Origin of the sequence: Geomonas oryzae, assembly GCF_004117875.1 — a bacterium.
GTDB lineage: Bacteria > Desulfobacterota > Desulfuromonadia > Geobacterales > Geobacteraceae > Geomonas > Geomonas oryzae.
Genome location: NZ_RAHW01000005.1, coordinates 55,998 through 69,554 on the forward strand (window position 1 = coordinate 55,998; position 13,557 = coordinate 69,554).

Consider the following 13,557-nt stretch of genomic DNA (forward strand, 5'->3'; position numbering starts at 1 on the left):
CTAAGTGAGATGAACTTTTTACCTTATCCGCAACTCGTTGTCAATGATTTTCCCGAAGCGATGATGTTCTTCCGACAGGGCAGCTGTTCTTCCAGGTGCTCGAGAGGCGGGTGCGTTTTCGGGGCCGAAGCCCTCACCCTGCCCTCTCCCGGAGGGAGAGGGTGCACGACACCGGCAGCGGAAGACGCCGGGAATGGATTTACTTCATGACGAGCTTGGAAAGCATCTTCTGGGCGAGATCCTGGCTGGATACCTCGTAGGTGCCGCTCTTGATCTGCGAACGCAACTCTTCTACCTTCTCCACCCGGATGTCTTCCCTCCTCTGCTTGGAGGTAGGGACTACGGGCATGTAGCTCGACAGCTCGACTTTGTCGGCGGCTGTTTGCTTCCTGGCCGCGGTCTCGGCGTGTGCGTCGCCCGTCTCGGGCTTGTCGTTGCGCACGACGGCAAGATGGGTTGCGGCCGGGTTGGTATTGAGCTCTTCAAGTTTCATCTGATTACGCCCCCAGTAGGTTGGTTGTAGATCTACTTTCGTTTCGACACCCGGACGAATAACTTTAGCTAATTTTCAATCGGCATCACTTTTTCTTTTCGATGAAGGGAAGCTGCAACAGCGAGGGGAAGTCACCGACCCGGTAGCTCGCGCCTTCCAGTTCGCTCATCTCGCCGTAGCCGTAGCTGCACCCGACGGTCCAGACACCGGCTCCGCCTCCCGCGGCTATGTCGTTGATGCTGTCCCCCACCATGACGCACTCGGCGGCGGGGATCCCGAATCCCTTAAGGACGGCCAGGACGGGCTCGGGGGAAGGTTTTCGGTACGGAAAGGAGTCGGCGCCGAAGATGTCGGTGAAGTGCCGCTCAAGGCCAAGCTTCCCGAGCACCTCGCGGCAAAGGGCCACGTTCTTGTTGGAGAGGACCACCATCGGGATGCCGAGACCGGAGAGATCGGAGAGCGTCTCGGGAACACCGGGATACGGCCTGGTCTTGTCGGCTATGTGCGCCAGGTTGAATTCGATGAAGACTTCGGTGGCGCGGTCCAGTTCCTCCACGCCCACCCCGGGGAGGGCCCGCTCCACGAGGTTGCGCACCCCGCGCCCGACCATCTTGCGGACGTCGCTGATGCCGATCCTTGGGAGCCCGTATTTCTCGCGGATCAGGTTGGTGGCGTCGGTCAGGTCGGGCAGCGAGTCGATGAGCGTGCCGTCCAGGTCGAAGATGAGCAGCCGGATTGGACCCATTTTTCACTCTCCAGATACGAAAGAACCGCGGCGACCGGCCTTGCCGGCGGTCACCGCGGTGTATTTGTGCAAAAAGCGGACCTCAAGGGAAGAGGCCGGCCCGGTTTATTCCCACTCGATGGTTGCGGGGGGCTTCTGGCTGATGTCGTAAACCACGCGGTTGACACCCTTCACTTCGTTGATGATTCGGGAGGATATGCTCCCCAGAAGCTCGTACGGGAGCTTCACCCAGTCGGCGGTCATGCCGTCGAGTGAGTTCACCGCGCGCAGGGCGACGGTGTACTCGTAGGTGCGGGCATCGCCCATTACGCCGACGGTTTTCACCGGCAAGAGGACGGCAAATGACTGCCAGATGTCGCGATATAACCCAGCCTTGCGTATTTCTTCGATGACGATGGCGTCGGCTTCGCGCAGGATGTCGAGCTTTTCGCCGGAGAGTTCGCCGATGCAGCGGATGGCGAGGCCGGGGCCCGGGAAGGGCTGACGGTAAACCACCTCGTCGGGCATGCCGAGTTCCTTGCCGAGGAGTCGCACTTCGTCCTTGAAGAGCTCGCGCACCGGCTCGAGGAGCTTCAGGTTCATCTTCTCGGGGAGCCCGCCCACGTTGTGGTGGCTCTTGATGACGGCGGAAGGCCCTTTGGTGGAGACGGATTCGATGACGTCGGGGTAGAGGGTTCCCTGGGCGAGATAATCCACCTGCCCGAGTTTCTTCGCCTCCTCCTCGAAGAGGTAGATGAACTCGTTGCCGATGATCTTCCTTTTCTTCTCCGGGTCGGAAACGCCGGAGAGGACGCCCAGGAAGCGGTCAGTGGCGTCGACGTAGTCGAGGTTGATCTTGAAGTGCTTGGTGAAGAGGTTCACCACCTTCTCGGCCTCCCCTTTTCTCAAAAGGCCGTTGTTAACGAAGACGCACTGGAGCTGGTCGCCGATCGCCTTGTGGATGAGGACCGCGACGACCGAGGAGTCGACCCCGCCGGAAAGGGCGCAGAGCACCTTGCCGGTGCCGACCTTCTTGCGGATATCCTCGATCTCGGTCTCGATGAAGTTGGCCATGGTCCAGGTCGGCTTCGAACCGCAGACGTTGAACAGGAAGTTGCCGATCATCTCGTCACCGCGCGGGGTGTGCACCACCTCGGGGTGGAACTGCACGCCGTAGAAGCGGCGCTTGTCGTCCTTCATGGCGGCTACCGGGCAGGTCTGGGTGTGGGCCATCTTCACGAAGCCGGCGGGCATCTCCTCGATGCGGTCGCCGTGCGACATCCAGACCTCGGCGCCGCCGTCGAAGCCGGCGAAGACCTCGCTCGCACCGTCGAGGGAGAGGGTGGCGCGGCCGAACTCGCGCTTGTCGCAGCGCTCGACACGCCCGCCCAACTGCTGGGTCATGAGCTGCATGCCGTAGCAGATCCCGAGGATCGGGATGCCTAGGTCATAGATGCCGAGGTCGGAGTGCGGGGCATCCTTGTCGTAGACGCTGGAGGGGCCGCCGGAGAGGATGATCCCCTTCGGTGCGAACGCCTTTATCTTCTCGAGCGCCATGTTGTAGGGGTGGATCTCGCAGTAGACGCTCTGTTCCCTCACGCGGCGTGCGATGAGCTGGGTCACCTGGGAGCCGAAGTCGAGGATCAGCACCTTCTCTGAGTGGATATCTACGGTCATTTTGAATTCCTTATATTTTATTACTTCTCAACGCGGTAGTTCGGGGCCTCTTTGGTGATCATGACGTCATGGACGTGGGATTCCTTGAGACCTGCGCCGGTGATCCTGACGAAGCGGCCGTTTTCCTGGAGATCGGTGATGCTACGGCTGCCGGTGTAGCCCATGCCGGCCCTAAGGCCGCCCATCAGCTGGTGCACGTTGGCGGAGAGCGGTCCCCTGAGCGGCACCATACCCTCGATCCCTTCCGGGACGAGCTTCACGTCGGAGTCGACGTCGCTCTGGAAGTAGCGGTCCTTGCTCCCCTCTTTCATGGCGCCGATGGAGCCCATGCCGCGGTAGCTCTTGTAGGCGCGCCCCTGGTACAGGATGGTGTCGCCCGGGGACTCCTCGGTACCGGCGAAGAGGGAGCCGATCATGACGACGTCGGCGCCGGCTGCGATCGCCTTGGTGAGATCGCCCGAGTACTTGATGCCGCCGTCGGCGATGAGCGGGATGTTGTACTTCTTGGCGACGCGGGAGCACTCGGCGATGGCGGTGATCTGCGGCACGCCGATACCGGCGACCACGCGGGTGGTGCAGATGGAGCCAGGTCCGATGCCGACCTTGATGGCGTCGACGCCGACCTTGATGAGCGCCTCGGCGGCGGCCGCGGTGGCGATGTTGCCGGCGATGAGCTCAAGGCCCGGGTAGGTTTTCTTGATGCGCGCGATGGCGTCGATGACCCCCTGGGAGTGGCCGTGGGCGGTGTCGATGACGACGACGTCGACACCGGCCTTCATGAGCGCCTCGATGCGTGCGTCCACGTCCGGGGTGGGGCCTACGGCGGCGCCGACCCTCAGGCGACCCAGGGAGTCCTTGCAGGCGTTCGGGTACTTCTTGATCTTCTCGATGTCCTTGATGGTGATGAGCCCCTTGAGGTTCTTCTCCCCGTCGACGACGAGAAGCTTCTCGACCCTGGTGTGCTTTAAGTGCTCTTTCGCCTGTTCCAGGGTGGTCCCTACCGGCACGGTGACCAGGTTACGCTTGGTCATCCTGGCGGAGATGGGGAGATCGAGGTCGGTCTCGAAACGGAGGTCCCTGTTGGTCAGAATGCCGACCAGCTTCCCGTTGGCCTTGGTGATCGGCACCCCGGAGATGCGGTACTTGGCCATCATCTCGAGGGCTTCCCGGATGCGCTGGTTCGGGCGCATGGTGATCGGATCGACGATCATCCCGGACTCGCTCTTTTTCACCTTGTCCACCTCCATCGCCTGCTCGGCGACGGTGAGGTTCTTGTGGATGAAACCGATGCCCCCTTCCCGGGCCATGCAGATCGCGGCCCTGGACTCGGTGACGGTGTCCATGGCGGCGCTCACCAGCGGGATGTTCAGCTGGATGTTGTTGGTCAGACGGGTGGAAAGGTCGGTATCGCGGGGGAGGATAAGCGAGTGGGCTGGGAGAAGCAGGACGTCGTCAAACGTGAGACCTTCGGGAAGGCTGCTTTCTAACATTAGGGGGCTCCTTTTGTTGTTTGGGCGGCAGGTTTTAACCGGAAAACCTATTACAAGGGGGAAGGCAAGTCAACTAAAATTAGGCTAATGACAAAGGGAAAAGCATAGGATTTCCCAACCTTAGCGTCTACACTACCGCTGCTAATGGGTACGGGAAAATCCCGGTGCGGCGCATCCGCTCCTCACGGCGCCGCGGCTTCACTGAGTGCGCACCGCGGCTCACTGCGCTACGAAAAACCCCCTCGCGTTTTTCGGGAGGGGGCTTTTTTTCACATCGGGATGAAGGCGTCCCTTCTCCCCATCTTCGAGAGGGAGGCGACGATAAGCTCGACCGCATGGTCCAGGTCGGAGAGGGACATGGTCTCGACCGGGGTGTGCATGTAACGCAGCGGAAGCTTCACGAGGGCGGTCGCGACGCCGCCGCGCGAGATCTGCATCGGGTTCGCGTCGGTGCCGGTGGCCCGGGCGATGCCGGTGTACTGCACGGCGATGCCGTTGTCCCGCGCGGTGTCGGAGAGAAGATCGAAGAGCACCGGGTTTATGTTCGCGCCGCGCGGCAGGATGGGCCCCTTGCCGAGCCCCACCTCGCCGTTGTGCTTTTTATCCACGTCGGGCTGGTCGGTGGCGAAATCAACCTCGACGCAGATGCCGACGTCCGGGTTCACCGAGTAGGAACTCGTGGTGCCGCCCCTGAGGCCGACCTCCTCCTGGACCGACGAGACGCCGTAGAGATCGACCGGGAGCCGGTTCGGGAGCTCGGAGACGCGGCGCAGCACCTCGGCGACCACGAAGCTCCCCGCCTTGTCGTCGAGACCGCGCGAGCTCACGCGGTCCCCGAAGAGACGCTCCAAGCTGCTCGCAAAGGTGATCGGGTCGCCGACCCGGACCCACTCGAGGGCCTCCTTTTTGTTGGCGGCGCCGATATCGATATACTGGGCGTCCAGCTTGATCACCTGGTCGCGCTCCTTGGGCTCGATCAGGTGGATGGGGCGCTTGCCGACGACGCCGTTTACGGCACCGCGGGAGGTGTGCACGTGCACGCGCATCCCCGGGGTGATGTGCGGATCGACGCCGCCGATCGGCGAGAAGTAGATGAAACCGTTGTCGTCCAGGTAGCGCACCTGCAGGCCGATCTCGTCGGAGTGCCCCACCACCATGACGCGCGGACGTTCCTTCCCCTCGCCCTGGATCATGCCGAAAACGTTCCCCATGACGTCGGTGGCGACCTGGCAGAAAGGTTCTATGTAGGAGCGGAAAACGCGCTGGGCCGGCTGCTCGTACCCCGAGGGGCTCGGCGCGTCCAGAAGCTGCTGCAGAAATTGAAATGATGCGTCGCGCATGGTCTTTCCTCCGGATTGACGCTGCTATTAATCACGTTCTAAGTTCTACGTTCTACGTTCTACGTTATAAGTTATACGTCCTTAGATTTACGTTCAACCCTACATCCGCACCTCGCCTGGCGCCATCGCCGGTTCGGCGGGCAGGAAGCGCCGCCTCTACATGGGGTATTTGCCCATGGCGGAGGGGTCCATGTGGTCAAGGAAATCGACGAAGCGGCGGGCGTTGTTTTCGCGGGCGAAACCCTCTTCGTTCATGTCGAGCTTCGACGCCTGGGCCAGCACCTCGTCGCTCACCCACACGGGGAGGCGGTATTTCAGGGAAAAGAGCATCGCCTCGGCCACGTGCACTTCGAGCCGGATCTCTTCGGCCGCGCCGTCGACGACCCGCACCGAAGCGGTGAAGACGCCGTCGCGCAGGCTCTCGACGTAGATGCCGACTACGGTCATGCCGAGGTGCTCGATCAGCGCGCTGAAGACGTCACGTCGGGCGGTGCGGGCGCTCATCTCCCGCCCCACGAACTGCGCGGCGAAGGAAACCGACTCGGAGGCGTTGATCCAGACCGGCACGGCGAACTTCTCCTCGGGATCCTTCAGGATGATGACCGGCATCTGTGCGATGGCATCCATGGCGAAGCCGAATACCTTCATCTCGACGTACATCGGTTCCTTCTCCCCCTTCTCAGGCATGCAGGATCTCCCCTTTGAGCAGGGTCTGCAGCCCTTCGGTGATGCGCACCTCGACGATACGCCCGGCCAGGGCCAGGTCTCCATGCAGGACCGTCCCCCGGTTGCCTCCGGTTCTGCCGAAGAGGGAGTCGCCGCTGCTGCTAGCGCCCTCCACCAGCACCCGCTGCACGCTCCCCACCAGGCTCTGGTTCCTCTCCAGGGTGATCCGCTTCTGTGCTGACTGCAGGAGCTCCAGGCGTCCCTGCTTCTCCTTCCTGGTCACCTCGTCGGGGAAATCTGCGGCCTTCGTGCCCGGACGGGGGGAATAGATGAAGGAGAAGAGATCGGCATAGCGCACCTCCTCGATGAGTTCCATGGTCTCCCGGAAAGCCGCTTCGTCCTCGCCGGGAAAACCTACGATCATGTCGCCGGTGATCTGGATTCCGGGGCAGGCCTGCTCCAGCGCGCGCACCTTGGCGAGGTAGTCGGCGCGGGTGTAGCCGCGGTTCATCCTCTTCAGCACCTCATCGCTGCCGGACTGGGCGGGGAGGTGGATGTGCGGGGCGAGTTTCGGAATCTGCGCGAAGCAGTCGATCAACCTCGGGGAGATGTCTTTTGGGTGCGAGGTGGTGAAGCGAAGCCTTTCAATCCCGTCCACCTCGGCCACCCGGAAGAGGAGCTCGGCGAAGTCGGGCGCCGCGTCCTCCTTGAAGCCGTAAGAGTTCACGTTCTGCCCCAAGAGGGTGACTTCGGTGACGCCTGCCGCGGCGAGTGCCGCCACCTCCTCGACCACCTTGTCGGTGCTTCTGCTGATTTCGCGCCCGCGCACATGCGGCACGATGCAGTAGGCGCAGAAGTTGTCACACCCCTGCATGACGGTGACGAAACGGGTTACGCCCCCCTCGTTCTCGGCGTGCGGGAAGAGGTCGAAGCGTTTTTCGTCGTCGAGAAAGTCGGTGGCGACGCTTTTTTTCCCCTGCTCCGCCCCGGCGACCATTTTCTGCAGCAGGTGCAGGTTGTGCGTGCCGAAAACCAGGTCGACGAAGGGGGCCTTCTTCAGGAGTTCCTCTCCTTCCTGCTGGGCCACGCACCCGCCGACGCCGATGATGAGTTCGGGACGCTTCTTCTTCATCGACTTGAACCTGCCGAGATGGCCGTACATGCGCTGCTCGGCGGTCGCCCGGATGCTGCAGGTGTTCAGCAGCACCAGGTCGGCTTCTCCCGGCTCCTGCGTCTGCCCGTAGCCCATCCCCTTCATCAGGGTCACTATTTTTTCGGAATCGCTCACGTTCATCTGGCAACCGAACGTTTCCAGGTAAAGCTTTTTTGCCTTGATCACGCCCACATCCTGTCGGTTAAATTGGTGAATAGTACGGGAATTCGCGGCTTGCCGTCAACACCTATTAGCGTCTTCCACGCCCCCCGCCCCCCAGTCAGTGAATACAATATTAATGCATATAAATCATGGACCTAGCGATATATTCGAGAAAAAATATATTGACATATCACGCGCGCTGGATTTATAAGTCTCATTAGGAGTCCCGGCAAGCGCCCCGCTCCAAAATCCCACTGACGCACGACCCTTCCAATCCAGATTTTATTAATGACTGGATAACTCTGGAACCATTATAAATCTCCAAAAATACACATTTCCCCTAAATCTACCGGTCAATGCGCCGATTAGGGCAGTAGCGTCCAGCGTTTAATGAGTTACCTCGGCACGACAACGTGCATCTGCAATATTCTCTGAAGAAAGTTGGTTCAACACCAGCGAACAGAAAAAGGAGAAGTACATGAAAAAACTGGAAAAGCTGTTGGTAGGCGCAGCCCTTTGCGCACTGGCTGTTCCGGCGGCCGCGCAGGCGGACGACCAGGAAATGCAGAAGAAGATCGACGACCTCACCAAGAAGGTGCAGAAACTCGAGGAGCAGCAGAAGAACTCCGACCCGAAGAAGATCGCCGACCTCACCAAGAAGGTTGACAAGATCGAGGAAAAATCCCTCGGCAAGTGGCTCACCATCGGTGGCGACTACCGCTTCAGGCTCGACAACCTGAACGGCCGTACCGTCGGCTACACCGACGCAAACGGCACCTTCACCAACGCGGCCAACCAGCTGCAGGCTGCTTTCTTTGCCGACCCGACCGGCCCGAGCGCCGCTCCGGGCATGAACGCGGCTATGCTTAGCGGTCTGATGAACTTCTCCAACGCCATGTCGGGTGTAAGGACCTACTCGCAGGCAGGGCAGTTCCTCCAGACCCCCACCACCCAGCAGATGCTCGGCGGCCTCAACAACTTCGCCGCAACCGTTCCCGCCTACAAGCCGAACAACGACACCCTTTACACCAACCGCTTGGGCCTCAACCTGCACGCCAAGGCGACCAAGGACGTGACCGTGAACGTCCGCCTGCTCGCATACAAGGTGTTCGGCGCCCAGGACGACAACGCCGTGACCAACTCCGGCGGCACCCCGTTCTTCGCCGACCGCGTCGGGACCTTCGACGGCACGCTGGGCCACGTTCCCTCCTCGAGCCTGCTGAACGTCGACCGCGCTTACGCCACCTGGAGCAACATCGCCGACCAGCCGATCTGGTTCTCCGTAGGTCGCCGCCCCTCCACCGACGGGGCGCCTAACAACCTGCGTACCAACAACGAGCGCCCGGGCAACGGCGGCACTCCGGCACTTCTCGTCGATTACGCCTTTGACGGCATGACCATCGGCTGGGCACCGGACATCGAAGGGCTCCCCGGCGCTTACGCCAAGATCTGCTACGGCCGCGGTTTCGAGGGTGGTTTCGAGACCACCACGAACAACCTGAAAGACACCGACATGCTCGGTCTCGCCATCATCCCGGTCGACACCGACCCGCTGCGCGTCTGGCTGCAGTACAACCGCGGCTTCAACATCTTCGACTTCCCGGCGATGAAAGACACCGCGTTCGGCAACACCTACCCGTCCACCGACCTCGGCGCCATCGACTGGTACGGTGCCGGCGCGATGAGCACCCTGAAGAACATCGGCCCGGGCAACCTGAACTTCTTCGCCGACGCAGGCCTCAGCGTCACCCACCCGAACGACAACGTCTCCTCTCAGGCCGGCTTCCAGGGCCTCATGACCGGCGGCTTCTTCGATCCGGAAAAACCGACCAGCAAGACCGGCTGGGCGGCATATGCGGGTGCACGCTACGACTACACCCCGACCAAGACCAAGGTCGGCGTCGAGTACAACCACGGCTCCAAGAACTGGATCACCTTCGCTCCTGCTGCTGACGATATGTGGACCACCAAGCTCGGGACACGCGGTAACGTCTACGAAGGCTACCTGATCCAGGAGATCAACTCCAAGCCGGTTTCCTCCTACCTCTCCAAGGCCTTCTTCAGGGTCGGCTTCCAGTGGTACGACTTCGACTACACCGGGAGCAACAACTGGGTAGGCGCTCCGGTGAAGATTTCCGAAGTGAACAACAGGATGATGATGCTGACCCCGGTAAAATACGCTCGTGACATCTACGCTACCTTCGAGGTCAAATTCTAGGACGTAGCAGCACCAGACGAAACACCATGCACAGGGGCGGCGGCCAAGCCGCCGCCCCCATAAAAGGAGAACGAAGATGAAAAAAGCAGTTTCGGTAATGGTCCTGGTAGCAGTTGCAGCGCTCAGCATCCTCTGCTTCGGCAGCATGGCAAGCGCAGGCGAAGAGATCAAGATGGTAGGCGTGATCACCAAGATCGAGATCGCCGGCCCCGACGCAAAAACCGCCACCGCCACCCTGAAGGACAACAAAACCGAGCAGCCCGTGGTCATCACCGTGAACGACGACCTCACCCTGGACAAGTTCAAGGACCACAGGATCGTCGAAGGGGACGAGATCCGCTGCAAGTACGAGGTTATCGACGGCAAGAACGTCTCCAAACTGTTCAGGAAAACAGCGGGCTGCTAGTCCGACCGGGTTCCTCGTAGACGGCGCTGTAGTTTTCGAATTGCAGCGCTTCTTTTTGGCCAAATGTATATCAAATTTAATATATATAAGGCCTTAAATAGTGTTTCAGGCGGCGCCTAGCCGCTTCATCACGGGAGGTTATATGAAAGGTATTCTGGGAATTCTGGCGGGGATCGCGATGCTTGCGGCAGCCGCCCAAGGGATGGCGGCGGTCGACCATTCCGAGTTCGTCAAGGGGCCGTTTAAAAGCGGTACCGAGGTAACCAAGGTCTGCCTTGAGTGCCACGAACAGCAGGCAGCTGACTTCATGAAAACTACCCACTGGACCTGGGCCGGGACCCCGAACATGGTCAAGGGGATGGAGAAGAGCACCAAGAAGTACGGTAAGTCCAACATGATCAACTCCTTCTGCACCTCGATCCAGGGGGGCAAGGAAGGGGTGGTGCACGAGTCCTGCGGCAAGTGCCACGCCGGTTACGGCTGGACCCGTACCAACTTCGACTTCACCGACAAGACCAAGGTCGACTGCCTCATCTGCCATGCGCAGAAGGGCAACTACACCAGGGCAGCCGTCGGCTGCGATGTCGACAGCAAGAGCATCGACAAAAAGAGCATGGACCTGAACGTTGCGGCACAAAGCGTAGGCCTGCCGGGCCGTAAGAACTGCGGTTCCTGCCACTTCTACGGCGGCGGCGGCGACGCGGTGAAAAACGCTGGTCTTGACTCCACCCTCGAGAAACCGAAGAAGTCCCAGGACGTCCACATGGGCACCAAGGAAAGCGGCGGCCAGGACATGGCCTGCCAGGCATGCCACGTCACCAAGCAGCACAAGATCGGCGGCGCCTCGAGCATGATGGCGCACTACGATACCCGCGTGAACTGTGAGCAGTGCCACTCCGGCGCGAAGGCCCCGCACAAGAAGGCCAAAAACGGCGCGATCATCAACAAGCACCTCGCGACCGTGGCATGCCAGACCTGCCACATCCCGTTCTTCGCCAAAGGCCAGGCAACCAAGATGGCATGGCACTGGTCCGATGTGGGCAAGAACATCACCGCCGAAGAGCAGTTCGACAAGGAAACCTTCGCGAAGCACAAGGGGACCTTCATCTGGGGCATGAACGTGAAGCCGGTCTACGCCTGGAGCAACGGCCTGGTTGAGCGCTACATGGTGGGTGACAAGGTCAAGGATCCCAAGAAGCCGGTGATGATGATGCGTCCGGTCGGCGACATCAAGGACCAGAAGGCCAAGATCTACCCTTACAAGCTCTACAAGGGCGACCAGCCGATGGACTCGAAGTACAAGAACCTGATCATCTTCCAGCAGTACAAGTCCCTGTGGGTCGACTACAACTGGGATAAGGCGTGCCGCCTGGGCGCCGAAGGCTCCGGTCTCCCCTACAGCGGCAAGTACCAGTTCGTTAACACCGAGGCTTACATCGCGGCACAGCACGAGGTAGCCCCGAAGGAAGAGGCGCTGCAGTGCGGTGAGTGCCACATGGGCGGCAACCGCCTCGACTGGAAGGCGCTTGGTTACAAGGCCGACCCGATGCAGACCGGCGGCAGGCTCGCCAAAGCTGCTAAGAAGGTGGCCAAGAAGTAGTCGAAAAATCAGATAAGATGGGACAAGGGGCGGAGCAATCCGCCCCTTTTTCCGTTGGGTCCGCGTATTGTCACGGCGCCACCTCTCGCACGTACTGAGAGAAAGCCCCTTTGTCACCACGCGGGCGGGAAATAGTATCAGCGGAAGACTCGACATACCTCGGAAGAATACTAAACTATTAACGCCATCTGCCGATAACATTACGGATTGCGATCAAACACACGAGGAGGGCCTTTATGAGTAAGAAAAGCGTGACGGCGGTCGTGCTTTGTCTTGCCTTGGCAGCGACGGCTGCCCTGGCAGCAAGCGAACATCCCGGGAAAGAATCCATCGAGAAGAGCGGCTACAAGGGGCCCGAGACCTGTGAGGAGTGCCACCCAGGCACCGCCAAGGCCTTTCTGGACACGGTGCACTGGAAGCACGCATCCAAGGTAACCAACGTGGACAACATCAACCCGAAGCTTGAGTACGGGATGAAAAACCGCATCTACGTCATGTGCAACGGAAACGACATCGTTAACAACCTGAAGGAGATCCCGAAGAGCCCGGTCACCGGCAAGAGCAAGTTCTCCGGATGCAACACCTGCCATCCGGGCAACCACCTCTCCGACGTCGGCAGCACCGGCCCCGCCGCGGCAGCCGCGGTCGACTGCCTGGTCTGCCACTCCACCGAATACGACTTCCGGCAGAGAAAGGCGTTCAAGAACGAAAAAGGGGAAGTGGTCATGGGACAGGACCGCAGCACCAAGGCGGCACTTGCCATCGGCAAGCCTACCGTCAAGAACTGCATGGTCTGTCATGAGGCGGCAGGTGGCGGCGTCATCGTGAAGCGCGGCTTCTCCTTCACCAAGGACACCGATGCGCATGCCGCCAAGGGGATGGTCTGCGTGGACTGTCACAAGACGAAAAACCACAAGATGCCTACCGGTCACGATCCCAACAACTGGGCGAACGACGGCGTGTTCCTCTCCTGCGCCGACACCTCCTGCCACGGCGTGAAACCGCACAAGGACGCCGATCTTAACCGCCACAGCGCGAAGATCGCCTGCCAGACCTGTCATATCCCCCGCACCGGGGGAGCCTTCGCCAAGGACTTCACGGTGTGGGAACAGACCCCGGACAAGTTCTACGAGCCGACCACGCTGAAGAAAGAGGCGAACGAGACGACGCCCGCGTACGCCTGGTACAACGGGACGGTGAAGAACACGCCGCATTTCATCGGCCCCAAGGGGAGCAGGAAGGACGGCAAGAGCAAGATCACCCCGTTCAAGATCTTCCAGGGGAGGGCCTACTACAACAAACAGACGGGCGAGCTTCTTTCCATGGACTTCGCCCAGCCGATGTCCAACGGCGATACCCGCGCCGGAGTGCTCTCCGCGGCGAAAACCCTCGGCCTCAAGAACCCGGAGAAGATAGCCAAGGAGGCGGTGCCGGGTTGGCAGACGATCTACTTCGGCAGCAACCACCTGGTCACCAAGACGAAGGCGCTTTACTGCGCGAATTGCCACGCTCCCAACGGCGTGCTCAACTTCAAGGATTTAGGCTACAGCGATAAGGAGATCGTGAAGCTGACAAGTCCTGAGCTCTACATGGAGAAGGTTGCCAAGAAACAGAAGGAAGAGTGGTAG

Annotated in this window: 11 protein-coding genes; 4 read left to right on the top strand and 7 right to left on the bottom strand. The window is 60.5% G+C overall.

What is annotated here, in order from left to right; genetic code table 11:
- Window positions 1-199: 199 nt before the first annotated feature.
- The 7 genes from flgM to miaB all read right to left on the bottom strand — a co-directional run bounded on the left by flgM (window position 200) and on the right by miaB (window position 7,729).
- Entirely contained in the window at window positions 200-493 is a 294-nt protein-coding gene (gene flgM, locus D6Z24_RS13335; RefSeq protein WP_129127094.1) for a flagellar biosynthesis anti-sigma factor FlgM, read from the bottom strand.
- Between the two features lie 85 nt (window positions 494-578).
- On the bottom strand, window positions 579-1,238 hold the full coding sequence (locus D6Z24_RS13340; RefSeq protein ID WP_129127095.1) for an HAD family hydrolase: 660 nt from the start codon (window positions 1,236-1,238) through the stop codon (window positions 579-581).
- A 105-nt stretch (window positions 1,239-1,343) separates the two neighbouring features.
- Window positions 1,344-2,894: a glutamine-hydrolyzing GMP synthase gene (gene guaA, locus D6Z24_RS13345; protein ID WP_129127096.1), complete on the bottom strand. Its 1,551-nt coding sequence runs from the start codon at window positions 2,892-2,894 to the stop codon at window positions 1,344-1,346.
- A 20-nt stretch (window positions 2,895-2,914) separates the two neighbouring features.
- Complete coding sequence (gene guaB / locus D6Z24_RS13350) at window positions 2,915-4,384, bottom strand: IMP dehydrogenase (protein ID WP_129127097.1); 1,470 nt, start codon at window positions 4,382-4,384, stop codon at window positions 2,915-2,917.
- A 269-nt stretch (window positions 4,385-4,653) separates the two neighbouring features.
- Window positions 4,654-5,724, bottom strand: a complete 1,071-nt coding sequence (locus D6Z24_RS13355) for a M42 family metallopeptidase (RefSeq protein ID WP_129127098.1) — start codon at window positions 5,722-5,724, stop codon at window positions 4,654-4,656.
- A gap of 156 nt (window positions 5,725-5,880) precedes the next feature.
- Window positions 5,881-6,411, bottom strand: a complete 531-nt coding sequence (locus D6Z24_RS13360) for a bifunctional nuclease family protein (RefSeq protein ID WP_129127099.1) — start codon at window positions 6,409-6,411, stop codon at window positions 5,881-5,883.
- Complete coding sequence (gene miaB / locus D6Z24_RS13365) at window positions 6,404-7,729, bottom strand: tRNA (N6-isopentenyl adenosine(37)-C2)-methylthiotransferase MiaB (RefSeq protein ID WP_129127100.1); 1,326 nt, start codon at window positions 7,727-7,729, stop codon at window positions 6,404-6,406. Before miaB ends, D6Z24_RS13360 begins: the two co-directional genes overlap by 8 nt.
- A 454-nt stretch (window positions 7,730-8,183) precedes the next feature.
- Here miaB and D6Z24_RS13370 point away from each other — a divergent pair, with 454 nt between their 5' ends.
- From D6Z24_RS13370 to D6Z24_RS13385, 4 genes are all read left to right on the top strand, one after another.
- Complete coding sequence (locus D6Z24_RS13370; RefSeq protein WP_129127101.1) at window positions 8,184-9,923, top strand: DUF3373 domain-containing protein; 1,740 nt, start codon at window positions 8,184-8,186, stop codon at window positions 9,921-9,923.
- Window positions 9,924-9,999: 76 nt separating this feature from the next.
- Window positions 10,000-10,329: a hypothetical protein gene (locus tag D6Z24_RS13375; RefSeq protein ID WP_129127102.1), complete on the top strand. Its 330-nt coding sequence runs from the start codon at window positions 10,000-10,002 to the stop codon at window positions 10,327-10,329.
- 142 nt (window positions 10,330-10,471) lie between these two features.
- Entirely contained in the window at window positions 10,472-11,929 is a 1,458-nt protein-coding gene (locus tag D6Z24_RS13380) for a tetrathionate reductase family octaheme c-type cytochrome (protein ID WP_129127103.1), read from the top strand.
- 236 nt (window positions 11,930-12,165) lie between these two features.
- Entirely contained in the window at window positions 12,166-13,557 is a 1,392-nt protein-coding gene (locus D6Z24_RS13385; protein WP_129127104.1) for a cytochrome C, read from the top strand.

Coding starts and splice junctions, on each gene's coding strand:
- D6Z24_RS13375 (WP_129127102.1), top strand. CDS start 10,000: ATGAAAAAAGCAGTTTCGGTAATGGTCCTGGTAGCAGTTGCAGCGCTC.
- guaB (WP_129127097.1), bottom strand. CDS start 4,384: ATGTTAGAAAGCAGCCTTCCCGAAGGTCTCACGTTTGACGACGTCCTG.
- D6Z24_RS13380 (WP_129127103.1), top strand. CDS start 10,472: ATGAAAGGTATTCTGGGAATTCTGGCGGGGATCGCGATGCTTGCGGCA.
- D6Z24_RS13385 (WP_129127104.1), top strand. CDS start 12,166: ATGAGTAAGAAAAGCGTGACGGCGGTCGTGCTTTGTCTTGCCTTGGCA.
- D6Z24_RS13340 (WP_129127095.1), bottom strand. CDS start 1,238: ATGGGTCCAATCCGGCTGCTCATCTTCGACCTGGACGGCACGCTCATC.
- D6Z24_RS13360 (WP_129127099.1), bottom strand. CDS start 6,411: ATGCCTGAGAAGGGGGAGAAGGAACCGATGTACGTCGAGATGAAGGTA.
- D6Z24_RS13370 (WP_129127101.1), top strand. CDS start 8,184: ATGAAAAAACTGGAAAAGCTGTTGGTAGGCGCAGCCCTTTGCGCACTG.
- D6Z24_RS13355 (WP_129127098.1), bottom strand. CDS start 5,724: ATGCGCGACGCATCATTTCAATTTCTGCAGCAGCTTCTGGACGCGCCG.
- guaA (WP_129127096.1), bottom strand. CDS start 2,894: ATGACCGTAGATATCCACTCAGAGAAGGTGCTGATCCTCGACTTCGGC.
- flgM (WP_129127094.1), bottom strand. CDS start 493: ATGAAACTTGAAGAGCTCAATACCAACCCGGCCGCAACCCATCTTGCC.